This window comes from Stenotrophomonas sp. GD03680, assembly GCF_029844625.1.
Taxonomy (GTDB): Bacteria; Pseudomonadota; Gammaproteobacteria; order Xanthomonadales; family Xanthomonadaceae; genus Stenotrophomonas; species Stenotrophomonas maltophilia_P.
The window spans coordinates 31,739-56,645 of the sequence record NZ_JAOCKC010000018.1; the positions used below are offsets into that span (position 1 = coordinate 31,739).

Here is a 24,907-nt window from a genome sequence, read left to right on the forward strand (position 1 = left end):
ATCGGTGGACACCACGTCATCGGGTGGGAAATCGCCGCTTCCGGGAATCGGCGGACAGGCCCCGCCGCGAACGATGCTCAATGTTCGGGCAGGGCAAACGCCATCACGTAATCGCCGGGACGGGTCTCCATGAAGTGATGGCCTGCCGCGACGATCACCACGTACTGGCGTCCCCCCTGCTCGTAGATCATCGGGGTGGCCTGGCCCCCGGCAGGCAGCCTGGCATGCCACAGTTCCCGGCCCGTCTTCAGATCGATCGCGCGCAGCAGATCGTCGGTCGCGGCGGCGATGAACACCAGACCGCTGGCAGTGATCACCGCACCGCCATTGTTGGGCGTTCCGATCTCGATCGGCAGGCCGGAGCGGATGCCGAACGGGCCGTTGCCGCGCGCGCTTCCGAACGGCCGGTCCCACAGCAGCGTGCCCGTGCGCAGATCGATCGCGCGGATGCCGCCATACGGCGGCTGTTTGCACGACAGGCCGGTCAATGGCAGCCGCCATCCTGCATTGACGTCGATGGCATACGGCGTACCCATCTGCGGGTCGCCTGCCCCTTCGCCAGCGCCGCGGTCGGCGCGGATCTGCTCACGCGGCAGCCATCCCCGCCGGTCGGCCTCGGCACGCGGTACCAGCCGATTGTAGTTGGGCATGTCGTTGTAGTTGGCCACGATCACGCCCCGGCGGGTATCGATGGCCACGCCACCCCAGTCCGAGCCACCGTTGTAACCGGGATACTCGATGGAATGGCGATCACTGGTGGGCGGCGTGTAGAAGCCCTGGTAGTGCGCCCTGCGGAACTGGATGCGGCAGACCAGCTGATCGATCGGCGTGATGCCCCACATGTCACGCTCGGTCAGCGGCTGCTCGCGCCGCAGGGTGTGATAGAGCGAGAACAGCTGCGTCGGTGAGCGCTGCTCCGGTTCCACGCCGCCCTGCGGAACCCTGCGCTCTTCGGCAGGTGTCAGCAGCCGGCCGTTGCGCCGGTCGAGGATGTACAGGTCACCCTGCTTGGTCGGCAGCAGGATCGCGGGCACCTTGCCTGCCGCGGTCGGAAAATCGATCAGGCTGGCCTGCGAACCGAGGTCGTAGTCCCAGACATCCTTGCGTACGGCCTGGAAATGCCAGACCGGCTTGCCGGTGGCCACGTCGAGTGCCACCAGCGAGGTGGCATAGCGGTTCTGTTGCTCGCTGCGCGAGCCGCTCCAGTAGTCGCCGGCGGCATTGCCCAACGGCAGGTATACCAGGCCCAGTTGTTCATCGCCGGTGGCGGTGGTCCACATGTTCGGCGTACCCCGGGTATAGACCTGCTCGCGGGGTGGCGGACCGGTGCGCTCGGGCCGCTCCATGTCCCACGCCCAGCGCAGCTTGCCGGTGATCGCGTCATAGGCCTGGATCACGCCGGAAGGCGCGTCGCGGCGCTGCCCGTCCAGCACCTGGTGACCGGTGACGATCACGCCGCGCACGATGGCCGGCGGCGAGGTGATCGAGACATAGCCCGGCGGCACCTCGCCCATGTCGAGGGTGATGTCGATCTGGCCGTTGTTGCCGAAATTGACGCACGGCCGACCGCTGTCGGCATCCACTGCGATGATGCGTCCGTCCAGCGTGCCTTCGATGACGCGCGCCCAGCAGGCAGGCCGCGCGCCCGCCGCCGCGCCCGGTCGAACGCTGGGAGGTGGCAGGGGCAAGGCGAGATCGGCAGCCACATCCGCCAATGCCGCATCGGCGAACACCGGCACGGCGGGCTGCTCGTAGTAGGACACCCCACGGCAGGCGGCGGTGTACGGAATGGAGGCGTCCTTCACCTTTGGATCGAACCGCCACAGCGCCTTGCCAGTGCTGGCCTCGAGGGCGATCAGGCGGTTGCGTGCCGTGCACAGGTACAGCCGGTCGCCGATCTTCAACGGCGTGGTCTCGGCCCCCCAGCGCTTCTTCGGCAGGTCGCCGGTGCGGAACTGCCAGGCCAGTTGCAGGGTAGCCACGTTGGCGGGCGTGATCTGCTGCAGCGGCGAGAAGCGGGTGGCGGCGTTGCTGCGACCCCAGGCGGGCCAGTCACCCTCGGCGGGCTGGTCGGCCGGCTGCAGGCCGGTGGTGTCGCGGGTCGGCTCCAGGCCTGCGCTGAAGGCTGCTTCCGGGAACGGCGCATGGCCGTCCACGCTGCCGTGCGGACTGAACGCCAGGGCAAACGCGCCGACGAACACCAGCAGCAACACGGCGGCGATGCTGCGCGACAACCGTTTGGACAGCGGCGCGCGCAACGTCGGCGTCAGCAGCGCCAGAACGATGCCCAGCGCGGTGACCAGCCCCAGCCGTGGCACCCAGCGCCAGTAATCGCTGCCCGATTCCCACCCCGTCCACAGCAGCGTGCCGACGAACACCAGCGCGTACAGCAGCGCACCGCTGCGACGGTTGAGCCACAGCAAAATGCCGCTGGCCAGCAGGCCACAGCCGGCGATGAGGTAATAGGCCGAGCCACCCAGCTGGAACAGCCATGCACCCAGCCCGCCGATCACCAGGCCCAGGATGACCAGCAGCAGCGACAGGACCGTGACCAGGGGGTGGCGGCGCACAGGCGCCGGCGCGGACTGCGGCGTGGCGGACATCGTCGATCTCCGGGAGCAGCATGCTGCCCTTATCCCACCGCCGCCGTGAAGCGCGTGCGTATTCCATGCTCCCGCATACGACGACGCCGGCACGGGGCCGGCGTCGTCGGGTACCTCGTCAGCGCGACCGAATCACTCCTGCGCGGCATCCTCGCTGCCGGTGGCAGCCGGGGCGCCTTCGGCCGTGGCCGGGGCGACCACGGCCACCTCGTCCTCGTCCTCGTCGATCGAGGCATCCATGCGCTCCACCGCCTGCAGCTTCTCGTCCTTGGACAGGCGGATCAGGGTGACGCCCTGGGTGTTGCGGCCCACGCGGCTGATTTCCGAACCGCGCGTGCGCACCAGCGTGCCGCCATCGGAGATCAGCAGCACTTCATCGCTGGAGCCCATCAGCACCGCGGCGACCAGCTTGCCGTTGCGCTCGGTGGTCTGGATGCCGATCACGCCCTGGGTACCACGCCCCTTGCGCGGATAGTCCGGCAGCGGGGTGCGCTTGCCGTAACCATTCTCGGTGGCGGTGAGGATGTACTGCAGGTTGGCGTCGTCGGCACCGTCGATCACCGCATCGCCATTGGCGACCGCTTCCTCGATACCGTTGTCGTCCTCGTTCTCGTCCTCGGCACCACCGGCACTCTCGGCCACGATCAGGCTGACCACTTCCTCGCCGGGCGGCATCCTGATGCCGCGCACGCCGGTGGCGGTACGGCCCATCGAGCGGACCTTGTCCTCGCCGAAACGCACGGTCTTGCCGTTGGAGGCGAACAGCAGGATGTCACGCTCGCCATCGGTCAGGCCGACGCCAACCAGCGCATCGCCCTCGTCAAGGTTGATCGCGATCTTGCCGCGGGCCAGACGGAAGGCGAATTCGCCCAGCGGGGTCTTCTTGACCGTGCCGTTCTTCGTGGCGAAGAACACGAACTGGCCATCGGCGTATTCGCGCACCGGCAACACGGCCTGTACGCGCTCACCCGGTTCCAGCGGAATCCAGTTGATGATCGGCCGGCCGCGTGCGTTGGAGCCGGCTTCGGGCAGCTGGTACACCGGCAGCCAGAACACCTTGCCCGAACTGGTGAAGGTCAACAGGGTGTCGTGCGTGTTGACCAGCCACAGCTGTTCAATGAAATCCTCTTCCTTGGTCGCCGCCGCGCTGCGGCCACGGCCGCCACGACGCTGGGCGCGGTAGGCGCTGACCGGCTGGCGCTTGACGTAGCCGGCGTGCGACAGGGTGACCACCACGTCTTCCGGGGCGATCAGGTCGAGGATGTCCAGGTCTTCTTCGCTGTGGCGGATCTCGGTGCGACGCTCGTCGCCGAACTCGGCCTTGACGCTGACCAGCTCCTCGCGGATCACCTGCAGCAGGCGATCGGGATCTTCCAGGATGTGGATCAGACCGGCGATCACTTCCAGCAGCTGCTTGTACTCGTCGGTCAGGCGATCCTGCTCCAGCCCGGTCAGGCGGTGCAGGCGCATTTCCAGGATCTGGGTGGCCTGGATCTCGGTCAGCTGGTAGCCGCCCTCGATCAGGCCCACGCCCTTGGGCAGGTCCTCCGGGCGCGAGGCCTCGGCACCGGCAGCACCCAGCATGGCCCCGACCAGGCCCGGCTCCCACAGGCGGGCGAGCATGCGTTCGCGCGCCTCGTTGGGATTGGGCGAGGTCTTGATCAGCTCGATCATCTCGTCGATGTTGGCCAGCGCGACGGTCAGGCCTTCCAGCACGTGGGCACGGGCACGCGCCTTGCGCAGCTCGAACACGGTGCGGCGGGTGACCACCTCGCGACGGTGGCGGACGAATGCCTCCAGCATCTGCTTGAGGTTCATCAACTGCGGGCGGCCGTCGACCAGCGCCACCATGTTGATGCCGAACACCGATTCCATCTGCGTCTGCTGGTACAGGTTGTTCAGCACAACCTCGGCAGATTCACCGCGCTTGATCTCGATGTAGATGCGCATGCCGTCCTTGTCGGACTCATCGCGCAGCTCGCTGATGCCTTCGATCTTCTTTTCCTTGACCAGCTCGGCGATCTTCTCGATCAGACGCGCCTTGTTCACCTGGTAAGGAATTTCAGTGACGATGATCGATTCGCGGCCGTTGTCGGCCACTTCGATATCCGCCTTGGCGCGGATGCGCACGCGGCCACGGCCGGTACGGTAGCCGGCGACGATGCCGGCGGTGCCGTTGATGATGCCCGCAGTCGGGAAATCCGGGCCCGGGATGTACTCCATCAGGCCGTCGACGTCGATTTCCGGGTTGTCGATCAGCGCGATGCAGGCATTGATCGATTCGCTCAGGTTGTGCGGCGGGATGTTGGTCGCCATGCCCACCGCGATACCGGCCGAACCGTTGACCAGCAGGTTCGGGAACCGGGTCGGCATGACCGTCGGCTCCAGTTCCTTCTCGTCGTAGTTGGGCTGGAAATCGACGGTTTCCTTGTCGATGTCGGCCATCAGCTCATGCGCGAGGCGCGACATGCGCGCTTCGGTGTATCGCATCGCCGCGGCGGAGTCACCGTCGATCGAACCGAAGTTACCCTGGCCATCGACCAGCATGTAACGCAGCGAGAACGGCTGGGCCAGGCGCACCAGCGTGTCGTACACCGACTGATCGCCATGCGGATGGTACTTACCGATGACGTCACCGACGATACGCGCCGACTTGAAGTAGGGCTTGTTGCTGTGCGCGTTGAGCTCGTTCATCGCGTACAGCACGCGGCGATGCACCGGCTTGAGGCCATCGCGCGCATCCGGGAGCGCGCGGCCCACGATCACGCTCATGGCGTAATCGAGGTAGCTCTTGCGCATCTCGTCTTCCAGGTTGACCTGGATGATTTCCTTGGCGGTTTCTGCCATTCGGGTTCCGTTGTCTGGTAGCGGTCCAGTCCGGCGCGGACACCTGCGGGGGTGACCATGCCGGAACCTCGATTCAACCTGTGGATACTACCACATCGGACCATTCCCCGCCTGTGTTTACAGGGGTTTTACCGGCACAAATCAGGAACTTAGGGGCAGGACGGGGCCCATCGGGCCACGCCCGGGGCTGGCCGCGGCGAACCCGGAAGATGCGCCCGGCTCCCGCGGCGCAGACCGCCTGTGCGTCTCAACCGCCGAAGGCGGCGCGCATGTTCTCCACGGTCGGGTTCAGGATCACGCCGCGCTCGGTCACGATGGCGTCGATCAGCTCGCCCGGGGTGACGTCGAACACCGGGTTCCAGGCGGCGATGCCTTCGGCCACCGTGCGCGTCCCGCCCACGCCATACAGCTCGCCCGGATCGCGCTGTTCGATCTCGATCTGGCTGCCGTCGACGGTCTCCATGTCGACCGTCGAGGACGGCGCCACGACCATGAATTTCACGCCATGGTGGCGCGCGGCGATGGCCAGCTGGTAGGTGCCGATCTTGTTGGCGGTATCGCCATTGGCGCAGATGCGGTCGGCGCCGACGATCACCCACTGCACGGCCCCGGTCTTCATCAGGTGCGAGGCGGCCGAATCGGCGATCAGGGTGGCGTCGATGCCATCCTGCTGCAGTTCCCAGACGGTCAGGCGCGCGCCCTGCAGCCACGGACGGGTCTCGCCGGCGAACACGCGGGCGATCCGGTGCTGGGCCATGCCGGCGCGGATCACGCCCAGCGCGGTGCCGAAGCCGGCGGTGGCCAGCGAGCCGGTATTGCAGTGGGTCAGCACGCCGCTGCCGGCATCGATCAGGCCGGCGCCGAGCGCCCCCATGTGGCGGTTGGCGGCCAGGTCTTCCTCGGCGATGGCCCGCGCTTCCGCTTCAAGCAGCGTCTTCCAGTCCGCACCGGCGCTGCCCAGGCAACGACGCATCCGCGCCAGTGCCCAGGCCAGGTTGACGGCGGTCGGGCGTGAGGCGTTCAGCCGCTGCAGCGCCGGCTCAAGCTGCTGCAGGGCGAGCGGGCCATCGGCAGCCTGCACCTCACGCGCCGCCAGCACCACGCCCCAGGCAGCCGCGATGCCGATGGCCGGGGCGCCACGTACGGTCAGGGCGTGGATGGCCGCGGCGACTTCATCGCTGTCCCGGCATACCACATGCTCGACCACGAACGGCAGCTTGCGCTGGTCCAGCAGTTGCAGGGCATCGCCGGTCCACAGGATCGGGCGGATGTGGTCGTAGCGGGCGTAATCGAGGTCGGTGGCAGTGTTCATGGGCCCATTGTAGGGCCACGCCCCCTCGCGCAGGCACCCGGCCGGATTCAATTCACCGAGAATTCGGCGCGGCAACCGCCGTCCACCCAGATGCCGTTGCGGCTCCAGCCCCAGGTGCTGCCCTCCACGCACTCGGTGCTGGACAGCTGCTGTCGCACCGCGGCACCGACGGAGATGCTGGCGCCGCAGAATCGGCGCTTCTTCGATTTTGATTCGCAGGTCAGCCGGCGCGGCACGTCGACGAAACGGCCATCCTCATCGGCCACCTCGAAATCGCCCTGGCAGCCACGGCTGGTCCACACCTCGTTGCGCTTGTAACCCCAGCCCTGCCCTTCCCGGCAGGGCAGCACCGACAGCTGCCGCAGCAGGCGCACCGGTGCGCCGTCCAGACGCACCGGACAACTCTGCGGACGGCCATTGGATTCACAGCGGACCACGCGGCGCACCTTGCGCTTGCTGCCTGGCTCGGCCGCAGCCCCTCCCTGCGCCGGGCGCGCCCGGAACTCGGCACGGCAGCCGAGCGTGACCCACACGCCGCTGCGGTCGGTGCCCCATTCGCTGCCACGGATACAGCTGTTGCTGGACAACTGGCGGACCAGATCGACGCCGTTGCGGACATCGATATCGCAGTGCACCCAGGCCATGTCGCGTGACTCGCAGGTGACGACTTCGCCGTCGTAGCCGGCCTGCTGCGCCGATGCCGGCAACGGCGTCAGCACTCCCCACATCGCGATGGAGTAGACCGGTGCCGCCACAACCGCAAACCACTTGACCAAAGCCTTCCCCATAGGACTGGACGAACTGCCATGCCAGTGTCTGGCATCTGGAGTGATGAGAGCATCATCGTGCTTGCTGAATCAAGCACGCGGACGCGGCAATCCGTTCAGTCTGTCTGGTTCAGAAAGCCGCGTGTGCTCAGGCGTCGGCGAAATCAAAGGCCAGCACGTCGGCGATGCGGGGCGTGCGGTTCATCGCCATCAACAGGCGATCGATGCCGACCGCGACACCCGCACACGCGGGCATCGTGGGCAGCGCCGCCAGCAGTGCCTCGTCCAGCGCCGGCTGCACCTGCCCGCGCGCATGGCGGCGCTGCAGGTCGTGCTGGAAACGCGCCCGTTGTTCGTCGGCATCGTTCAGTTCGTGATAGCCGTTGGCCAGCTCCACGGCCCCCAGGTACAGCTCGAACCGCTCGGCCAGCGGCGGCGTACCAGGGCGGACGCGGGCCAGTGCTGCCTGGCTCGCCGGCCAGTCGTGGACAACGGTCATGACTGCGTCATCGAAATGCGGTTGGATGCGATGGGTCATCAGCAGATCCAGCCAGTCGTCGCGGGTCAGCCCGACCGGGTCGATATGCACGTCACCCAGCGCAGCGCGCAGCCCGGCCTCATCGGTCTGGAACGGATCCACGCCCACCTGCTGCTGGAACAGCTCGCGGTAGCTCAGCACACGCAGGCTGGCGCTGCGTCCGACCAGGCCCAGAGCCAGGCGGACCAGCTCCGCGGTTTCCTGCACCAGCCGGTGATGGTCCCAGCCAACCCGGTACCACTCCAGCAGGGTGAACTCCGGGTTATGGCGCCCGCCGGCCTCGCCGTTGCGGAACACCCGCCCCAGTTCGTAGCAGTCGCCGACACCGGCAGCGAGCAGCCGCTTGAGCGGGTACTCCGGCGAGGTGCGCAGCCAGCGACGGCGGCCGCCGGCGTCGACATGGCCGCTGAAGTCGGTATGGAAGCTGTCGATGTTGGGCTCGGTATTACCGGCCACCGACAGGATCGGTGTCTCCACCTCCAGCACGTCACGCTCTGCGAAGAAGCGGCGCACCAGCGCGTTCAGCGCGGCACGCTGCTGCAGTTTGCGCCGCAGGGCGTCGCTCACAGGATGCCCTCCGGGCGCGGGTGATCCAGCGGCAGGGTCAGCAGGTCGCGGGTGTCATCGATGTAGCCACTGGCCAGGTACAGCCGACGCGCCAGTTCGTTGTGGTGGTTCACCTCCAGGCGCAGGCGGCTGACCCCGCGTCCGCGCGCACGCTGTTCGCAGATGGCCAGCGCCTGCTTGCCCCGGCCACGGCCGCGTGCCCGCGGCCCCAGATAGAGCTCGTCAAGCAGCATGAAATGCCCGCCCTGCTCCAGGCTGAAGCCCATCGCGATCACCGCATAGCCGACCACCTGACCGGCTTCGTCCAGCCACAGCAGTACTTCGCCGTTGCGCGGATCGGCCAGCAGTGCATCGACACCGCGACGCACGCGCACGTCGTCGAACTCGATCCTGTCCTCGGCGTAGAACGCGCGCATCAGCGAGATCAGCAGTTCCTCGTCGGCGCGGGTGGCCAGGCGGAAGTCCAGCGGGGCAGTCTGCATCGGGAATCCTTTGCTGTTTCGGGCCGGGCGCATGTCACGCCCGGCGGGGTCATCATTCGTGGTCGGCGAGGAAGGCCAGCAGACGCGCTTCGTCCCACACCGGCACTCCCAGGGCCAGCGCCTTGTCCAGCTTGGAGCCGGCTTCGGTACCCGCCACCACGAAGTGGGTCTTCTTCGACACGCTGCCGGACACCTTGGCTCCCAGCGCCTCCAGTCGCTCCTTGGCCACATCGCGGGTGAGCTGGGCCAGGGTGCCGGTCAGGACCACGGTCTGCCCGTCGAGCGGACCGGCGACGATTTCGGTCAGCGCGGGCGCCTTGGCCAGGATCTGCTGCATCGCCTCCTCGGCAGCCAGCAGCATCACGCCATGGCTGTCCGCTTCCAGCCACTGGGCAAGGCCGCGCGCGGTGTCCTCGGGCAATCCGGCATTGACGAACTGGCCATGCTCGGCATCGAGCACGGCCTGCGCGCTGGGCAGCACCGCCACCAGCTTTTCCGCGCGCAGGCGGGTGATGCCGGGGATCTCCGATTCCACCAGCAGCTGAGCCAGGTCCAGCCCCTCACGCAGCTTCGCACTGGGCGGATGCACGTCGCTGATGCGCACCTGGCCGACCTGCAGCAGATCGTCGATGGCCTGCTGGTTGCCCTGCTGCTCGAAGAAGTGACCGAGCGAACGTGCCACTTCGCCACCGATGTCCGGCACGCGCTTGAACAGTGGCCAGGGCAGCCGTCGGATCAAGGCCAGATCACCGAACCACTGCGCCAACGCCTTGGCCGTGCTTTCGCCGACATGTTCGATGCCCAGCGCGAACAACAGCCGTTCCAGCGTGGTGGCACGACTGGTGTCGATCGCGGCGATCAGGTTGTCGGCCCAGCGGGTCGCAATCTTCTTCGTGTTCCACTCGAAGCTGGCCGGCTGCGCCAGTGCCTTCGCGCGCCAGGCCACATCGTTGCCATCGAGCTTGAGCACGGCATTGAGCACCGTGCCGCTGCCTTCGGCCGGCAGGTGCGGCGCCAGGCTGGCGGCCAGCGCGGACGGATCTTCCGCGTCGAGCACCAGCTTCAGGTGCAGCAGCTGGTCGCGGGTGAGTCGGTACAGGTCCGCCACGCCCTTGACGATGCCGGCATCCACCAGGGTTTCGATGTACTTGTCACCCAGGCCATCGATATCCATCGCGCGACGTGAAGCAAAATGGGCGATGGCCTCCTTGCGCTGCGCCGGGCACGACAACTCACCGGAGCAGCGCCACGCGGCCGCGCCCTCTTCGCGCACGATCTCCGAGCCACAGACCGGGCAGCGCGCGGGCATCTGCCACGGCGTGGTGCCCGGCGGCCGGCGGTCGAGGATGACGCTGACCACTTCGGGAATCACGTCGCCGGCACGGCGCACGATCACGCTGTCACCCACCCGCACGTCCAGGCGCTCGATCTGGTCCGCATTGTGCAGGGTTGCGTTGGAGACGATCACGCCGGCCACGGCGACCGGCGCCAGGCGCGCGACCGGAGTGGCAGCGCCGGTGCGGCCGATCTGGATCTCGATCGCTTCCAGCGTGGTGCTCTGTTCCTGCGCCGGGAACTTGTGCGCGATGGCCCAGCGCGGTGCGCGCGAGACGAAACCCATCGCCTGCTGGCCAGCGCGGTCGTCCAGCTTGTAGACCACGCCATCGATGTCGAAGGGCAGGCCATCGCGGCGTGCGCCGATATCGCGGTAGTAGGCCAGCAACCCATCGGCGCCTTCCACCACCCTGCACAGATCGCTGACCGGGAAGCCCCAGGCACCCAGCTGCGCGAGCGTGCCCGAATGGGTATCGGGCAGTTCGCCGCCCTGCACTTCTCCGGTGCCGTAGGCGAAGAAGCTGAGCTTGCGCTGTGCGCTGATCTTCGGGTCGAGCTGCCGCAGCGACCCGGCCGCCGCATTGCGCGGGTTGGCCAGTACCTTGCCGCCATGCAGCCGCGCGCGATCGTTGTAGGCTTCAAAGTCGGCACGGGCCATGTAGACCTCACCGCGCACTTCCAGCACGTCCGGCCAGCCCTTGCCGTGCAGACGCCGGGGGATGTCGCCGATCTCGCGCAGGTTGGCCGTGACGTCTTCGCCGGTCGTGCCATCGCCGCGGGTCGCACCCAGAACGAAATGTCCATCCTCGTAGCGCAGGCTGATCGCCAGCCCGTCCATCTTCGGCTCCGCCGAAAAGCGCGCGGCACCGCGTCGCAGGCGTTCGTCGATGCGGCGCACGAAGTCGGTCACCTCCTCATCGCTGAAGGCATTGGACAACGACAGCATCGGCACCGCGTGGCGGACTTCAGCGAAACGCCCGGAGGGACGCGCGCCGACCTGCTGGGTCGGGCTGTCCGCGCGGGCCAGTTCGGGGTGCGCACGTTCCAGTGCTTCCAGCTCGCGCACCAGCCGGTCGTAATCGACGTCGGGGATTTCCGGCGCATCCAGCTCGTGATAAGCGCGGTTGGCCTGGGCGATCTGCCGGCGGAGTTCATCGACGCGTTCGGCGGGGCTGGGGCTCATCGTGATCGGTGATTCTGGGGCGGCTGGGGATTCTACCGCGCCCGGCCATCATGCCCTGTAACGTCCCCGCCCCGGCAGTGCCGGGCCCCACTCCGCGAAAGACGGGCTTGCCGCCCTCCACCGGCAGCGCTAGCGTGCATCGGCCGCCCTCCGGAAACCTGCCCATGACCCTGCCTGCCTCCCGTCGTCGCTTCCTGCAGCTGGCCGGTGCCGGCCTCGCCGTCGCCGGCAGTGGCCTGCCGGGCCTGGGATACGCGCAAACCGCCCCGGCTGCGGCTCCCGCGTCGCCGCGCGCCGATGGGCCGGTGCTGCTGAACTTCAATGAATGCCCGTATGGGCCTTCCGCCGCTGCGCAATCGGCCGCTCGCGACAGCATCGCGCGCTGCGGCCGCTACCGCTTCGAGCTGGCGGCACAGGTCCGTGATGCATTCGTCGAACACAGCGGCGTCAGTGCCGATCACCTGCGCCTGTACCCGGGCTCCAGCGAGCCCCTGAACCGCGCCGCCGCAATCTGGACCGGCCCGCAGCAGGGCCTGGTCGTGGCTGATCCGACCTTCGAGGCGATTGGCGACGTGGCCGCCGCGCGGGGCGCACAGGTCAGCCGAGTGCCTCTGCGCAGCGACGGCGCGCACGATGTGCGCGCGATGGTGGCTGCCGCGCACGCGCGCCCGACCGGGCTGATGTATGTGTGCAACCCCAACAACCCCACGGGTTCGATCAGCCCGCCCGCCGAGCTCGCCTGGCTGCTGGCCAGCAAGCCCGCCGGAACCCGGGTGCTGGTGGACGAAGCGTACCTGCAGTACAGCGACCAGCCGAGCCTGATCGCGCAGGTGGCCGAGCGCGATGACCTGATCGTGCTGCGCACCTTCTCCAAGCTGTATGGCATGGCCGGACTGCGCCTGGGCGCGGCAGCGGCCCATCCCGATCGCCTGCGCGAGCTGGGCAGCCTCGGCGACAACCCGTTGCCGGTGCCGGCGCTGGCGGCCGCTCTGGCCAGCCTGCACGATCCGCAGCTGGTTCCGCAGCGCCGTCTGCAGAACGCGAAGATCCGGCAGGCGACCATCGCCTGGCTGGGCAAGCGTGGCTTCAGCTGCCTGCCGTCGGAAGCGAACTGTTTCGTGGTGGACGTCCAGCGCGACGGTGCCGCCTTTGCCAGGGCGATGGCCGCACAGGGCGTGGTGATCGGTCGCAGCTGGCCGATCTGGCCGCAGCGCGTCCGTGTGACCGTTGGCACCGAGGAGGAGATGGCAGCGTTCCGCGCCGCGTTCGCCCAGGTCGCCGGGGTGCCTTCCTGACTTCATCCACGCAGGCGATGGATCTGCTGTGGTGGTGGGTGCCGACCGTGGGTCGGCATACCCGGGATGACCGCGCTTACCAGCGCGGGGTCTTGGTCAGGGGCGGCGCCTGGTGCTGGCGGTCATAGGCACGCAGCTCGTCACGGATGTGGGCGATGCGCTGGCGGCCGAGCGCGTTGCGGCTGTCGTCCAGCACCACGCCATCCAGCAGCTCGGCCATGCGCTGCACGGTCGGCAGCATCTTCTCCCAGGCATCGAGCGCGGTCAGCGGCGCCGGCAGGGTCAGGAAGAAGGCGATGGCCGGTGTCTCCATGGCACGGATGTTGGCCATGTCGAAACTGCCCGGCTTCATGATGCTGGCCATCGAGAAGATCGGCCCCCGTTCCGGATGGCCCTCCACCAGACGATGGAACACGTTCATGTGGCCGAACACCAGACCGGTTTTCTCGGCCGCCACGACGATGTCCTCGCCCCGCAGCTGCTCGCCGGCCCGCGCGGCCACGAACAGCGAGACGATCTTGTCGAAATCCTGGGTGGCGCGCTTGCCCAGGTCGCTGGCCGCGCCGGCTTCGGTGTCGGCCAGGCCCAGCTCGGCCTGTTGACCCTCTTCGCCCAGTGCCGGATCGAGGCGGGTATCGGCCAACGGTACGCCGTCCTCGCCCAGGACCGGTTCGCGGCGCTCGCTGCTGGTCGGTTCGGTGCCTTCCACGCGGCGGCCCTGGGGCTTCTTCTTCGGACGGCCAAACAGGAAGATCGCGGCGATCAACAGCAGGCCGGCGGCCAGGATGCCGATGCGCAACAGTGCCGTGTCGGACATTCGATAGGTTCTCCGGCTAGTTCATTCAGGTAACTAGGATGGCACGTCAGGCCGCGCCCGCCAATCGCGCGGCCTCTTCCAGGTCCACGCTGACCAGGCGGCTGACGCCCGGCTCGCGCATGGTCACGCCCGACAGCTGCTGCGCAGCTTCCATCGTCGCCTTGTTGTGGCTGACGAACAGGAACTGCACCTTCTCGCTCATTTCCTTGACCATGTTGGCCAGGCGGCCCACGTTGGCCTCGTCCAGCGGTGCGTCCACTTCGTCCAGCAGGCAGAACGGCGCCGGATTGAGCTGGAAGATCGCGAACACCAGCGCCACCGCGGTCATCGCCTTCTCGCCGCCGGACAGCAGCGAGATGCTGGATACGCGCTTGCCCGGCGGACGCGCCATGATGGTCACGCCGGTGTCGAGCAGATCTTCACCGGTCAGTTCCAGATAGGCATGGCCACCGCCGAACAGGCGCGGATAGAGGGCCTGCACACCGGCGTTGACCCGGTCGAACGTATCCTTGAATCGGCCGCGGGTTTCGCGGTCGATCTTGCGGATGGCGTCTTCCAGGGTCTCCAGCGCCGTGGTCAGGTCCACATGCTGCGAATCGAGATACTCCGACCGCTGCGATGCCTCGCCATACTCGTGGATCGCCGCCAGGTTGACCGGCTCCAGCCGGCGCATGCGACCGTCGATCTGGTGCACGGCCTGCTCCCAGTCCCCCAGGCGGGCGTCCTCGGGCAATGCGTTGAGCAGGTCGGCCATCACGAAGCCGGCCTTCTCCACCGCAGCCTGCAGGGTGTCAGCACTGAGCACCAGGGCCTGCTGGTCCAGCTTCCGCTGGGAAATACGCTCGCGCTGCGCCAGCGCCTGCTCATCACGCTGGTGGCGGGTCTGTTCGAAATTGCGCAGCTCGGCGTCGATGCCATCAAGCAGGGTACGCGCTTCGGCCAGGACACGGTCGGCACGCACGCGCTCTTCCAGCGCATTCTGGTGCTCGGCCTGCAGCGATTCGACCGGCGAATCACCCTCGTCCAGCTGCGAATGCAGTTCGCCCAGGCGCGAATCCAGCTGCCCGCGCTGGGTGCTCATGCGCTCCAGCGCCTGGCTCAGCGATGCCACCTGTGCGCGCTGCGATTCCAGGGTCAGTGCCAGCGAATGCGAGCGTTCGCGCACCGCCCGTGCGGCTTCGCGGGCGAGGTCGCGTGCTTCGGCCAGCTGCCGGCGTTCGCTTTCCAGGGCCTGCCGGGTCGATTCCAGATCGCCCATGCTGCTGACGGCACTCTCCAGCCGCGAACGTGCCTCGCGCGCCTGCTCGCGGTTGACCTCGAGGGTCTCCAGCAGTTGGCTCAGCTCGCCTTCGATGCGATCGATGCGCGTGCGTGCGGCCTCCACCTTTCCCTGCTGGCCCTGAAGCTGACCCGCCAGCTCGGATACCGCACGATGCGCGAGGTACAGCGCCCGTTGCGCATCTTCGCGTTGCTGTTCGGCGGCCAGCAGCTGCTCGCGGAAGCCGGACAGCTGATCTTCCAGCTCGACCTCACGGTTCTGCAGCTGTTCGATCTGCTCGCGCAGCTCATTGATCTCGCGCTCGCGCAGCAGCGCACCCTGCTTGGCCGCACCGGAGCGCGACACGCGCACCCAGCCCTGGCCGAGACGCTCACCGCTCTGGGTGATGATCGAATCACCGGCGGGCAGCCGGGCCTGCAGGGCACGGGCCTCGTCCAGATCCCGCGCGCCATGCAAATGCGCCAGCAGGCGTCGGATCGCCGTCGGTCCGCGCACGCGCGCGGCCAGCGATGTCGCGGCGACGTCCAGATCGCTGGCATCGTCAGACACCAGTGCGATGCGGCCTTCGCCCAGTTCGCCCAGCGCATCGACCAGGCCTGCCGGGTCGTCCACCAGCACGCCTTCGATCAGCTGGCCGAGGGCGCTTTCCACCGCATTTTCCCAACCGGCATCGACATCCAGGCGCTCGCCCACGCGCGCGGCCGAATCCAGCCCGCGCGCCTTCAACCAGGCAACCGCGGCGCCCTGCTCCTGGCCGAGTGCGGCCTGCTGCAGGGTTTCCAGCGATGCCAGGCGACCGCGCAGGCCATTGACCTGCTTGCGCAGTTCGGCCAGTTCGTTCTGACCGTTGCGCTGCTGTTCCTGCACGGTGGCCACGCCCTGCTTGCGCTGCTCGACCTGTTCGCTCAGCTCGTCCAGTGCGGTCTTCTGCGTGTCGTGCTGCAGGTGCAGCTGCTCGAAGGCTTCTTCCAGCGCGTCCACGTCCAGCCCGGCACGCTCGGCGGCCAGCGCCTCGCGACGCCGGTCGGCGTCGAGGATCTGCCGGTCCAGGTAGTCCACGCGGGTGCGCTCGACATCGCCGGCGCGCGAGGCCTCAGAACTCTGTGAGGTGTGCTGTTCCCAGCGGTGCTGCCAGTCGGCCAGGCGGGCTTCGGCCTCGCGCAGGCTTTCCTGCTTGATCTCGTTCTCTTCCTGCAGCGCCTCCAGCTGCGGGGTCGCGGCGTCCACCGCCTCGCGCAGCACCATCAGCTTGGCCTCATCGCCACTGATGTGCTGGCCCAGCTCGGCCAATGCCTGCCGCGTCTCGTCGCGGGCCTTGTGCAGGCGCTGCGACAGCTCGCGCTGGTGCTGGATCTGCTGCTCCAGTCGGGCCAAGGTACTACCGACCTGGTAGACCGCGGCCTGCGCGGTATTGAGTGCGTCGGCCGCTTCCTCGCGGCGCATGCGCGAGGTCTCGATGCGGGCCTCGGCGTCGCGCTGGTCCGCGATCAGCTGCTGAAGCCGGGTTTCTTCCTGCGACAGGCCCTCGCGAAGCTTCGACAGGCGCCCATCGAGGCCTCGGAACTCCAGCGCCTTCCACTCGGCATCCTTGACCCGGCGCTCTTCCTGCAACGCCTGGTACTGCTCCGCCTGCCGGGCCTGGCGCTTGAGGTGCTCGAGCTGCTTGCTGATCTCCTCACGCAGGTCGCCCAGGCGATCAAGGTTCTCGCGGGTGTGGCGGATGCGGGTTTCGGTTTCCTTGCGCCGCTCCTTGTACTTGGAGATTCCGGCCGCCTCTTCCAGGTAGACGCGCAGATCCTCGGGACGCGCCTCGATGATCTGGCTGATCATGCCCTGTTCGATGATCGAGTAGCTGCGCGGGCCCAGGCCGGTCCCCAGGAAAAGATCGGTGATGTCGCGGCGGCGGCACTTGGTGCCGTTGAGGTAGTAGTTGCTGGTGCCGTCGCGGCTGACCGTGCGCTTGACCGAGATCTCGTTGAACGAGGCGTACTCGCCGGAGATGGTGTGGTCGGAGTTGTCGAAGATCAGCTCGACCGTGGCCTGCGAGACGGGCTTGCGGGCGTTGGAACCGGAGAAGATCACGTCGGTCAGCGAGTCGCCGCGCAGGCGGCTGGCCGAACTTTCGCCCATGACCCAGCGCACGGCGTCGATGATGTTCGACTTGCCGCAGCCATTGGGCCCCACCACGCCGGTCATGTTGGTCGGCAGATGCAGGGTGGTCGGATCGACGAAAGACTTGAAGCCGGACAGCTTGATCGTGGAAAGACGCATAGGGGTTCCGGACTGGGGCCGGCAAGCGGCCTGCGTTTACCCTCCAAGTCATTGATCCTGCTGGGATCGCCGACCGTGGAACGGGTGTGACGCCCTGAGTATACCGATGTGGCCGTGTTCTACGAATGGGCGTGGAACATCGGGGCCCGCGCGCCTGCCGGGCGGGCCGACAAAACAAAACGGGCACCCTCGCGGGCGCCCGTTCTGCGGTGATGCCAGGCCTTGCGGCGTGGGATCAGGCTTCGGCTTCGACGACGACCTTGACGGTGGTCTCGACGTCGGCGTGCAGGTGGATCAGCACGTCGTACTCGCCGATGTTGCGGAACGCGCCTTCGCCCAGGATGACTTCGCTCTTTTCCAGCGGCAGGCCGGCGGCGGTGAAGGCCTCGGCGATGTCGCGCGGGCCGACCGAGCCGTACAGCTTGCCTTCGGTCGAAGCATTGGCGGCGATGGTGACGCTCGCGCCTTCCAGCTTCGCCTTGCGGGCTTCAGCCTCGGCGTGGATGGACTGGGCCTTGGCTTCGTACTCGGCGCGCTTGGCTTCGAACTCTGCCTTGTTGCTCTCGGTGGCCGGCACGGCCTTGCCCTGCGGCACGAGGAAGTTGCGGCCGTAGCCCGGCTTGACGGTGACCAGGTCACCCAGGTTGCCGAGGTTGGTGACCTTCTGCAGGAGGATCAGCTGCATGGTTTTACTCCAGATAAGTTATTCGTTAGCGAGGCGATGCCCCGCAACAAAGGCTGTCCGAATAGCTGGCACAACGGGGCGGCACGCGGCCACCCCGCCGGGCATCAGACGTCGTGGTTGTCGGTGTACGGAATCAGGGCCAGGAAGCGAGCGCGCTTGACGGCGGTCGCCAGCTGACGCTGGTACTTCGACTTGGTACCGGTGACGCGGCTCGGCACGATCTTGCCGTTCTCGGTCAGGTACTGGCGCAGGGTGTTGAGATCCTTGTAGTCGATCTCCTTGACACCTTCAGCCGTGAACTTGCAGAACTTGCGGCGACGGAAGAACTTGGACATGGGAAGGCTCCTTAGGCGGCGGAAGCGGCGTCTTCGCCGGCTTCGTTGTCAGCGGTGGTGGTGGACTCGCCTTCTTCGTCGTCACGACGACGGCGCTCACCGCGCTCCGGCTTGTCACCCTTCTCGTCCTTGCTCTTCATGATCAGCGACTGCTCGGTGTCAGCCTCGTCACGCTTGATGACCAGGTTGCGCAGCACGGCGTCGTTGAAGCGGAAGCTCTCGGTCAGCTCGTTCAGCACGGCCTGGTCGGCTTCGATGTTCAGCAGCACGTAGTGCGCCTTCACCAGGTTCTGGATCGGGTATGCCAGCTGGCGGCGGCCCCAGTCTTCCAGACGGTGGATGGTGCCGTTGCCGTTCTCGACCAGCGACTTGTAGCGCTCGATCATGGCCGGGACCTGCTCGCTCTGGTCCGGGTGGACCATGAACACGATTTCGTAATGACGACTCATGTTTTTTTCTACCTTTCGGATGTGGCCTTGCGGCCGGACAGCCCCCCGCCGTTGAGACCGCGGTGGGGCAAGGGTTCCCGCCAGGAAGGCAGGAAGCCGCCCATTATGGCGCAGATGGGGCGGCCGGGCAACCGTGACCGAACCTGAACCCGGCGGCACCGGGACCTGCCCGAGGACCGGCCGGCAGACCCGGGAAGCGGCGCTCAGGCCTTGTCGGCGTCGGTGGTGAAGCTCTCGCCGCAGCCGCACTCGGCGGTCGCGTTCGGGTTGCTGAACGTGAAGGTCTCGCTCAGGCCGTGCTTGCCGAAGTCGATCACGGTGCCGTCGACCAGGGCCAGGCTCTGTGCATCGACGTAGATCTTCACGCCGTCCTGGTCGAACACCGTATCGCCCTCGCGCTCGTCACGGGCCAGGTCGGTCACGTGGCCCCAGCCGGAGCAGCCGGTCTTGGTCACGCCGAAGCGCAGGCCCAGCGCGCCCGGGGTCTGGGCGACGAAGCGCTGCACGCGCTCGAAGGCAATGGGGGTCAGGCTGACAGCCATGGGACTACTCCAGAGGAACAGGGACATTATAGGGAGGCTTGGGCCGCAGAAATGCCTCGCAAGCAGAACGCTGCAACCGGTAAACTCCCGTGTTCACAGATCGAGTCGATCAGCAGAGGATTCAAGTCATGACGGTGGTCAGCGTTGAACATGCGCTTGCCGGGAAGATCCCGGAAGGCGGCGAAGTCACGGTACGCGGATGGGTGCGCACGGTGCGCGGTTCAGCGAATCTGGCCTTCGTGAATGTGACCGATGGCTCCTGCTTCGCCCCGATCCAGGTCGTAGCCAACGACACCCTGGTCAACTTCGACGAGATCAAGCGTCTCACCACCGGCTGCTCGCTGGTGGCCACCGGCATCTTGGTGAAATCGCAGGGCAAGGGCCAGTCGTTCGAGATCCAGGCCAGTGCGGTCGAAGTGGTCGGCTGGGTCGAAGACCCGCTCACCTACCCGATCCAGCCCAAGCCGATGACGCCGGAGTTCCTGCGTGAAGTGGCGCACCTGCGCCCGCGCACCAACCTGTTCGGCGCGGTCACCCGCATCCGCAACTGCCTGGCCCAGGCCGTGCACCGCTTCTTCCACGAGAACGGTTTCAACTGGATCAGCACCCCGATCATCACCACCTCCGACGCCGAAGGCGCCGGCCAGATGTTCCGCGTGTCCACGCTGGACATGGTGAACCTGCCGCGCGATGAGAAGGGCGCTATCGATTTCAGCCGCGACTTCTTCGGCAAGGAGACGTTCCTGACCGTGTCCGGCCAGCTGAACGTCGAGGCCTACTGCCTGGCCCTGAGCAAGGTGTATACCTTCGGCCCGACCTTCCGCGCCGAGAACAGCCACACCACCCGCCATCTGGCGGAGTTCTGGATGATCGAGCCGGAGATCGCCTTCGCCGACCTGGCCGAAGATGCGCGCCTGGCCGAGGAGTTCCTCAAGTACCTGTTCCGCGCGGTGCTGAACGAGCGCAGCGATGATCTGGCCTTCATCGCCGAACGCGTGGACAAGAACGCGATCACCAAGCTGGAAGACTTCATCAACGCGCCGTTCGAGCGCATCGACTACACCGATGCGGTCAGCCTGCTGCAGAAGTCTGGCCGGAAGTTCGACTTCCCGGTCGAATGGGGCCTGGACCTGCAGACCGAACACGAGCGCTGGCTGACCGAGGAACACGTCGGCCGCCCGGTGGTGGTGACCAACTACCCCGAGCACATCAAGGCGTTCTACATGCGCCTGAACGACGACGGCAAGACGGTCGCCGCGATGGACGTGCTGGCGCCGGGCATCGGCGAGATCATCGGTGGCAGCCAGCGCGAAGAGCGCCTGGACGTGCTGGACGCGCGCATGGCCCAGTTCGGCCTGGACCGTGAGCATTACAGCTGGTACCGCGATTTCCGTCGCTACGGCTCGGTGCCGCACGCCGGCTTCGGCCTGGGCTTCGAGCGCCTGGTGGTGTACGTCTGCGGCCTGTCCAACATCCGCGATGCGATTCCTTACCCGCGCGCTCCCGGCAGCGCGGACTTCTAAGCCCCACCACCGACCACGGAGGTACTGCCCCCATGACCCTGTTCTTCGCCCTCTGCTTTGTCGGCGTCGCAGTGGCCGGGTTCAGTGCCTTCGTGATCTTCTGGCCGCTGACCCTGGTGCACCTGCGTGACCGCCATCCGGCGCTGGCACAGCGCTTCGGCAGCGGCGCCTTCCTCAAGCCCGATGCCCTGGCCTGGCTGCTGCGCCGCGACTACCGGCAGCAGCCGGATCGCTCGCTGTCCGGGTTGGCCACGCCCGCCTGGGTTTCGCTGCTGACCCTGCTGGCCGGACTGGGCATGGCTGCCCTGCTCTGGCTGGCTTCGCTCTGGTAACGCATACATGAACGATCTCTCCGCCCCGCACGACAGCTGGTGGCTGGCCAGCCTCGGCAACACCCTGATCTGGGCCCGCCTGCGCGTGCGGCCGGCCGGCACGGCCGAAGTGCTCGACAGTGATGGCAACACCCTCAGCTACGACAGCGAGGACACTGCCCGCGCGCAGCTGTTCGACGCCGATTTCGTCGAATTCGACGGCCTGGACGAAGAAGATGCGCTGGTGCGCGGCTTCAGCCTGCATGAGGTGCAGCCACCGCACGCCGACAGCGACGAGGGCCTGCGTGGGCGCATGGTGCAATCGCTGGGCGGGCGCGCCTGAGCCCAGGCCGATGTTCACTCCGCGCGCCTTCGCCGAGACCGATCTGATCTGGCTGGACCGCCTGCTGGCGCGCGATCCGTTCGTCACCGTGCTCACCACCGGTGACGACGGCCTGCCCGAGCTGACCCGCGTGCCGGTGCTGTACCGGCGTGATGGCCAGCGCATCGAACTGCGCGGCCACTGGGCGCGGGCCAACCCGCAGTCGCGTCGCGAAGGCACCGCCAAGGTGCTGGTCGATGGCCCCCATGGCTACGTCTCGGCCAGCTGGTATCCGGACAAGGAACCGGCGGCACGCGTTCCGACCTGGAACTATGCCGCTGCCGAGCTGCGCGGACAGCTGCAGCCGTTCGACGGCACCGATGCGCTGGCCCAGCTGGTCGGCGACATCAGCGACCGCTTTGAAGCCAGCGTCGGCCAGCAGTGGCGGTTCGAGGCTGATCGTCCCGAGCACGGCCCGGAGCTGCGCGCCATCGTCGGGTTCCACTTCCACGTCGAACAGGTACAGCTGAAACTGAAGCTCAGCCAGAACCATCCCGATGCCAACCAGCAGGCGGTGATCGACGCGTTGGATCGCCTGCACGCCCCACCTTCCACCGAACTGGCGCAGTGGATGCGCTGGTTCCGCGATGAGGCCGCCGCCGGCGGCTGAACGCACCGACTCCCGCGACGACGCGGCCGGACAGCCGCGACTTGCCCCCACCGAGGTCAGGGACCCGAACATGAAAGACATCCACAAGCTGCTGCAGAACAACCGCGACTGGGCCGACCGCATCGAGAAGGAAGATCCCGAGTTCTTCCATCAGCTGGCCAAGCAGCAGCACCCGGAATACCTGTGGATCGGCTGCTCCGATTCGCGCGTGCCGGCCAACCAGATCATCGGCATGGCACCGGGCGAAGTGTTCGTGCATCGCAACGTCGCCAACGTGGTCGCCCACACCGACCTGAACTGCCTGAGCGTGGTGCAGTACGCGGTAGACCAGCTGAAGGTCAAGCACATCCTCATCGTGGGCCACTACGGTTGCGGCGGCGTGCATGCCTGCCTGCACAACACCCGCGTCGGCCTGGCGGACAACTGGCTGCGCCACGTCGGCGACGTGATGCAGAAGCACGCGGCGATCATCGATGCGCTGGAGACCGACGAGCTGCGTCATGCCCGCCTGTGCGAGCTGAATGTCATCGAGCAGGTCGCCAACCTGTGCCGCTCGACCATCGTGCAGGACGCCTGGGCACGCGGCCAGAAGCTGATGGTGCATGGCTGGGTCTACAGCTTGAAGGATGGCCGCGTGCGCGAAATGGGCATCGATGTCGGCTCGCCGGAAGATCTGCAGCCGGCTTACGAGAAAGCGCTTTCCTATGTCCCCCGCAAGGGCAAGCGCGACTGATCCCCCACGGAGCCCGACCATGCTCGCCTCACCGATCAACCTGCACGCCTGGATCGAAGAACATCGTCACCTGCTGAAACCGCCGGTGGGCAACAAGATGATCGACAACGGCGACTTCATCGTCATGGTGGTCGGCGGGCCGAACTCGCGGACCGATTATCACTACGACGAAGGCCCCGAGTGGTTCTACCAGCTCGAAGGCGAGATGGTGCTGAAGGTCCAGGAGGATGGCGCGGTCCGCGACATCCCGATCCGTGCCGGCGAGATCTTCCTGCTGCCGGCGAAGGTGCCGCACTCGCCGCGCCGGCCACCGGGCGGCGTCGGGCTGGTCGTGGAGCGCAGGCGGCTGCCGCACGAGATGGACGGTGTGATCTGGCATTGCGAGCGCTGCAACCACAAGCTGCATGAGGAGTTCTTCGCGCTGCAGAACATCGAAACCGACCTGCCCAAGGTCTTCGCGCGTTACCACGCCAGCCTGGAACTGCGTACCTGCAGCAAATGCGGCCACATCGACCCGTTGCCGGCACCGGCGGCGGACTGATCGATCGCCGGGTATGGCGATTGCTGATGCATCCGCCGGGCATGGCCCGGCGCTACCCGGAGATCACGCGCATCGGCCATGCCGGGCCATGCCCGGCGGGGGAATCAGCAATCGCAGCACCGGTAGCGCCGGGCCATGCCCGGCGAGCGTACTGCGCGGCATCACGCAGGCCCCAGGCGCTACACTGGCAGCCCCGTTGCAGCCTGTTGCCCGACCATGTCCGACCTGCTGAACCGCACCCATGCCATCGCTCTCGACGCCGCGGATCCGTTGCGGCCGCTGCGCAGTGAATTCCTGATTCCGCGCCACGGCGGTGGCGAGCAGACCTACTTCGTGGGCAACTCGCTGGGACTGCAGCCGCGCGGCGCACAGGCGGCGGTGCAGGAAGTGATGAAGCAGTGGGCTGAACTGGCAGTGGAAGGCCACTTCACCGGCCCCACCCAATGGCTGTCCTACCACCGTCTGGTCAGCACGCAGCTGGCGCGGGTGGTCGGTGCGCTGCCCAGCGAAGTGGTGGCGATGAACACGCTGAGCGTGAACCTGCACCTGATGATGGTCAGCTTCTACCGGCCGACCCGGGAACGACCGGTGATCCTGATGGAAGCCGGCGCCTTCCCGACGGACCGTCACGCGGTGGAAGCGCAGATCCGTTTCCATGGCTTCGACCCGGCCGACTGCCTGGTGGAGGTGCAGCCGGACGAAGCCAGCGGCACGATCTCGATGACCACGATCGAACGCGCGATCGCCACGCATGGCCCTCGCCTGGCTCTGGTGCTGTGGCCAGGCGTGCAGTACCGCACCGGCCAGGCCTTCGATCTCGATGCGATCACCCGCGCCGCACGCCTGCAGGGCGCGCGCATCGGCTTCGATCTGGCGCATTCGGTCGGCAACCTGCCCCTGCGCCTGCACGATGTGGCGCCGGACTTTGCCGTGTGGTGCCATTACAAGTACCTCAACAGCGGCCCGGGGGCCGTCGCCGGGGCGTTCGTGCACGAGCGTCACCACCGTGACAGCACCCTGCCACGCTTCGCCGGCTGGTGGGGCCATGACGAAGCCACCCGCTTCCAGATGTCCCCGCAGTTCACGTCCGCCACCGGCGCCGAAGGCTGGCAGCTGAGCAATCCGCCGATCCTCGGCCTGGCGCCGCTGCGCGCTTCACTGGACCTGTTCGAACGGGCCGGCATGGACGCCCTGCGCAGCAAGTCGCTGGCACTGACCGGCATGCTCGAAGCCCTGGTGCGCGCGCGCCTGGCCAACGTGCTCGACATCGTCACCCCGGCCGAGCCGGACCGGCGCGGCTGCCAGCTCTCGCTGCGGGTGATCGCCGGCCGCGAGCGTGGCCGCGCACTGTTCGAGCACCTGCGCTCGGTCGGCGTGCTCGGTGACTGGCGCGAGCCGGACGTGATCCGCATCTCCCCCACCCCGCTCTACAACCGCTACCTGGACGTCCACCATTTCGTCGAGGAAGTGGAAGCCTGGGCCGGCCTCTGAGCCGGCACC

The 24,907-nt window shown here is 67.3% G+C and carries 21 protein-coding genes; 8 read left to right on the plus strand and 13 right to left on the minus strand.

What is annotated here, in order from left to right; translation table 11 throughout:
- Nucleotides 1–77 precede the first annotated feature (77 nt).
- The 7 genes from N5J29_RS15420 to ligA all read right to left on the minus strand — a co-directional run bounded on the left by N5J29_RS15420 (nucleotide 78) and on the right by ligA (nucleotide 11,640).
- Nucleotides 78–2,603, minus strand: a complete 2,526-nt coding sequence (locus N5J29_RS15420; RefSeq protein ID WP_164152473.1) for a membrane-bound PQQ-dependent dehydrogenase, glucose/quinate/shikimate family — start codon at nucleotides 2,601–2,603, stop codon at nucleotides 78–80.
- 132 nt (nucleotides 2,604–2,735) lie between these two features.
- Nucleotides 2,736–5,450: a DNA gyrase subunit A gene (gene gyrA, locus N5J29_RS15425; protein WP_164152474.1), complete on the minus strand. Its 2,715-nt coding sequence runs from the start codon at nucleotides 5,448–5,450 to the stop codon at nucleotides 2,736–2,738.
- A gap of 247 nt (nucleotides 5,451–5,697) precedes the next feature.
- Nucleotides 5,698–6,762 (minus strand): S-methyl-5-thioribose-1-phosphate isomerase, encoded by a 1,065-nt coding sequence (gene mtnA, locus N5J29_RS15430; RefSeq protein ID WP_065176042.1) that lies wholly within the window; start codon nucleotides 6,760–6,762, stop codon nucleotides 5,698–5,700.
- A 47-nt stretch (nucleotides 6,763–6,809) separates the two neighbouring features.
- The gene (locus N5J29_RS15435) at nucleotides 6,810–7,538 is read right to left on the minus strand and encodes a DUF3011 domain-containing protein (protein WP_081284455.1); all 729 of its coding nucleotides are present in this window, start codon (nucleotides 7,536–7,538) and stop codon (nucleotides 6,810–6,812) included.
- Nucleotides 7,539–7,677: 139 nt separating this feature from the next.
- Complete coding sequence (gene epmA, locus N5J29_RS15440) at nucleotides 7,678–8,634, minus strand: EF-P lysine aminoacylase EpmA (protein WP_065182898.1); 957 nt, start codon at nucleotides 8,632–8,634, stop codon at nucleotides 7,678–7,680.
- A complete protein-coding gene (locus N5J29_RS15445; RefSeq protein WP_053515463.1) occupies nucleotides 8,631–9,116 on the minus strand; it encodes a GNAT family N-acetyltransferase in 486 nt (161 codons plus the stop codon). Before N5J29_RS15445 ends, epmA begins: the two co-directional genes overlap by 4 nt.
- Before the next feature lie 52 nt (nucleotides 9,117–9,168).
- The gene (ligA, locus tag N5J29_RS15450; RefSeq protein ID WP_204313636.1) at nucleotides 9,169–11,640 is read right to left on the minus strand and encodes an NAD-dependent DNA ligase LigA; all 2,472 of its coding nucleotides are present in this window, start codon (nucleotides 11,638–11,640) and stop codon (nucleotides 9,169–9,171) included.
- A gap of 158 nt (nucleotides 11,641–11,798) precedes the next feature.
- Between ligA and N5J29_RS15455 the strand changes: the two genes are divergently transcribed.
- Nucleotides 11,799–12,929, plus strand: coding sequence for a pyridoxal phosphate-dependent aminotransferase (locus tag N5J29_RS15455; protein WP_164152478.1), 1,131 nt, complete (start codon nucleotides 11,799–11,801; stop codon nucleotides 12,927–12,929).
- Between the two features lie 76 nt (nucleotides 12,930–13,005).
- On the opposite strand, the gene zipA is transcribed toward N5J29_RS15455, so the two are convergent.
- From zipA to N5J29_RS15485, 6 genes are all read right to left on the minus strand, one after another.
- On the minus strand, nucleotides 13,006–13,746 hold the full coding sequence (gene zipA, locus N5J29_RS15460; protein ID WP_053515456.1) for a cell division protein ZipA: 741 nt from the start codon (nucleotides 13,744–13,746) through the stop codon (nucleotides 13,006–13,008).
- A gap of 46 nt (nucleotides 13,747–13,792) precedes the next feature.
- Complete coding sequence (gene smc, locus N5J29_RS15465) at nucleotides 13,793–17,296, minus strand: chromosome segregation protein SMC (protein WP_164152480.1); 3,504 nt, start codon at nucleotides 17,294–17,296, stop codon at nucleotides 13,793–13,795.
- Between the two features lie 235 nt (nucleotides 17,297–17,531).
- Nucleotides 17,532–17,981 (minus strand): 50S ribosomal protein L9, encoded by a 450-nt coding sequence (gene rplI, locus N5J29_RS15470; protein WP_053515452.1) that lies wholly within the window; start codon nucleotides 17,979–17,981, stop codon nucleotides 17,532–17,534.
- 104 nt (nucleotides 17,982–18,085) lie between these two features.
- Nucleotides 18,086–18,316 carry a 30S ribosomal protein S18 gene (gene rpsR / locus N5J29_RS15475; protein ID WP_002804494.1) on the minus strand — a complete coding sequence of 77 codons (231 nt, stop codon included), beginning with the start codon at nucleotides 18,314–18,316 and terminating at the stop codon, nucleotides 18,086–18,088.
- Between the two features lie 11 nt (nucleotides 18,317–18,327).
- Nucleotides 18,328–18,765 carry a 30S ribosomal protein S6 gene (gene rpsF / locus N5J29_RS15480; RefSeq protein WP_053515451.1) on the minus strand — a complete coding sequence of 146 codons (438 nt, stop codon included), beginning with the start codon at nucleotides 18,763–18,765 and terminating at the stop codon, nucleotides 18,328–18,330.
- Between the two features lie 203 nt (nucleotides 18,766–18,968).
- Entirely contained in the window at nucleotides 18,969–19,307 is a 339-nt protein-coding gene (locus N5J29_RS15485) for an iron-sulfur cluster assembly accessory protein (protein WP_053515449.1), read from the minus strand.
- A gap of 128 nt (nucleotides 19,308–19,435) precedes the next feature.
- On the opposite strand from N5J29_RS15485, the gene asnS reads away from it, so the two are divergent.
- The 7 genes from asnS (at nucleotide 19,436) to kynU (ending at nucleotide 24,898) form a co-directional block, all read left to right on the plus strand.
- The gene (gene asnS / locus N5J29_RS15490) at nucleotides 19,436–20,830 is read left to right on the plus strand and encodes an asparagine--tRNA ligase (RefSeq protein ID WP_065182902.1); all 1,395 of its coding nucleotides are present in this window, start codon (nucleotides 19,436–19,438) and stop codon (nucleotides 20,828–20,830) included.
- 32 nt (nucleotides 20,831–20,862) lie between these two features.
- Complete coding sequence (locus N5J29_RS15495; protein ID WP_164152481.1) at nucleotides 20,863–21,162, plus strand: hypothetical protein; 300 nt, start codon at nucleotides 20,863–20,865, stop codon at nucleotides 21,160–21,162.
- Nucleotides 21,163–21,169: 7 nt separating this feature from the next.
- On the plus strand, nucleotides 21,170–21,484 hold the full coding sequence (locus tag N5J29_RS15500) for a hypothetical protein (RefSeq protein WP_053515443.1): 315 nt from the start codon (nucleotides 21,170–21,172) through the stop codon (nucleotides 21,482–21,484).
- 10 nt (nucleotides 21,485–21,494) lie between these two features.
- Nucleotides 21,495–22,133: an FMN-binding negative transcriptional regulator gene (locus tag N5J29_RS15505; protein WP_164152484.1), complete on the plus strand. Its 639-nt coding sequence runs from the start codon at nucleotides 21,495–21,497 to the stop codon at nucleotides 22,131–22,133.
- 70 nt (nucleotides 22,134–22,203) lie between these two features.
- Nucleotides 22,204–22,866, plus strand: coding sequence for a carbonate dehydratase (gene can / locus N5J29_RS15510; protein ID WP_053515439.1), 663 nt, complete (start codon nucleotides 22,204–22,206; stop codon nucleotides 22,864–22,866).
- 19 nt (nucleotides 22,867–22,885) lie between these two features.
- Nucleotides 22,886–23,407, plus strand: coding sequence for a 3-hydroxyanthranilate 3,4-dioxygenase (locus N5J29_RS15515; protein WP_164152485.1), 522 nt, complete (start codon nucleotides 22,886–22,888; stop codon nucleotides 23,405–23,407).
- Between the two features lie 216 nt (nucleotides 23,408–23,623).
- Nucleotides 23,624–24,898, plus strand: a complete 1,275-nt coding sequence (kynU, locus tag N5J29_RS15520) for a kynureninase (protein WP_164152487.1) — start codon at nucleotides 23,624–23,626, stop codon at nucleotides 24,896–24,898.
- Nucleotides 24,899–24,907: the final 9 nt, after the last annotated feature.

Excerpts from the sequence above, each read along its gene's own strand:
- N5J29_RS15420 (WP_164152473.1), bottom strand. The coding sequence starts at position 2,603 with ATGTCCGCCACGCCGCAGTCCGCGCCGGCGCCTGTGCGCCGCCACCCC.
- gyrA (WP_164152474.1), bottom strand. The coding sequence starts at position 5,450 with ATGGCAGAAACCGCCAAGGAAATCATCCAGGTCAACCTGGAAGACGAG.
- mtnA (WP_065176042.1), bottom strand. The coding sequence starts at position 6,762 with ATGAACACTGCCACCGACCTCGATTACGCCCGCTACGACCACATCCGC.
- N5J29_RS15445 (WP_053515463.1), bottom strand. The coding sequence starts at position 9,116 with ATGCAGACTGCCCCGCTGGACTTCCGCCTGGCCACCCGCGCCGACGAG.
- N5J29_RS15455 (WP_164152478.1), top strand. The coding sequence starts at position 11,799 with ATGACCCTGCCTGCCTCCCGTCGTCGCTTCCTGCAGCTGGCCGGTGCC.
- zipA (WP_053515456.1), bottom strand. The coding sequence starts at position 13,746 with ATGTCCGACACGGCACTGTTGCGCATCGGCATCCTGGCCGCCGGCCTG.
- smc (WP_164152480.1), bottom strand. The coding sequence starts at position 17,296 with ATGCGTCTTTCCACGATCAAGCTGTCCGGCTTCAAGTCTTTCGTCGAT.
- rplI (WP_053515452.1), bottom strand. The coding sequence starts at position 17,981 with ATGCAGCTGATCCTCCTGCAGAAGGTCACCAACCTCGGCAACCTGGGT.
- rpsR (WP_002804494.1), bottom strand. The coding sequence starts at position 18,316 with ATGTCCAAGTTCTTCCGTCGCCGCAAGTTCTGCAAGTTCACGGCTGAA.
- rpsF (WP_053515451.1), bottom strand. The coding sequence starts at position 18,765 with ATGAGTCGTCATTACGAAATCGTGTTCATGGTCCACCCGGACCAGAGC.
- N5J29_RS15485 (WP_053515449.1), bottom strand. The coding sequence starts at position 19,307 with ATGGCTGTCAGCCTGACCCCCATTGCCTTCGAGCGCGTGCAGCGCTTC.
- asnS (WP_065182902.1), top strand. The coding sequence starts at position 19,436 with ATGACGGTGGTCAGCGTTGAACATGCGCTTGCCGGGAAGATCCCGGAA.
- N5J29_RS15495 (WP_164152481.1), top strand. The coding sequence starts at position 20,863 with ATGACCCTGTTCTTCGCCCTCTGCTTTGTCGGCGTCGCAGTGGCCGGG.
- N5J29_RS15500 (WP_053515443.1), top strand. The coding sequence starts at position 21,170 with ATGAACGATCTCTCCGCCCCGCACGACAGCTGGTGGCTGGCCAGCCTC.
- N5J29_RS15505 (WP_164152484.1), top strand. The coding sequence starts at position 21,495 with ATGTTCACTCCGCGCGCCTTCGCCGAGACCGATCTGATCTGGCTGGAC.
- can (WP_053515439.1), top strand. The coding sequence starts at position 22,204 with ATGAAAGACATCCACAAGCTGCTGCAGAACAACCGCGACTGGGCCGAC.
- N5J29_RS15515 (WP_164152485.1), top strand. The coding sequence starts at position 22,886 with ATGCTCGCCTCACCGATCAACCTGCACGCCTGGATCGAAGAACATCGT.
- kynU (WP_164152487.1), top strand. The coding sequence starts at position 23,624 with ATGTCCGACCTGCTGAACCGCACCCATGCCATCGCTCTCGACGCCGCG.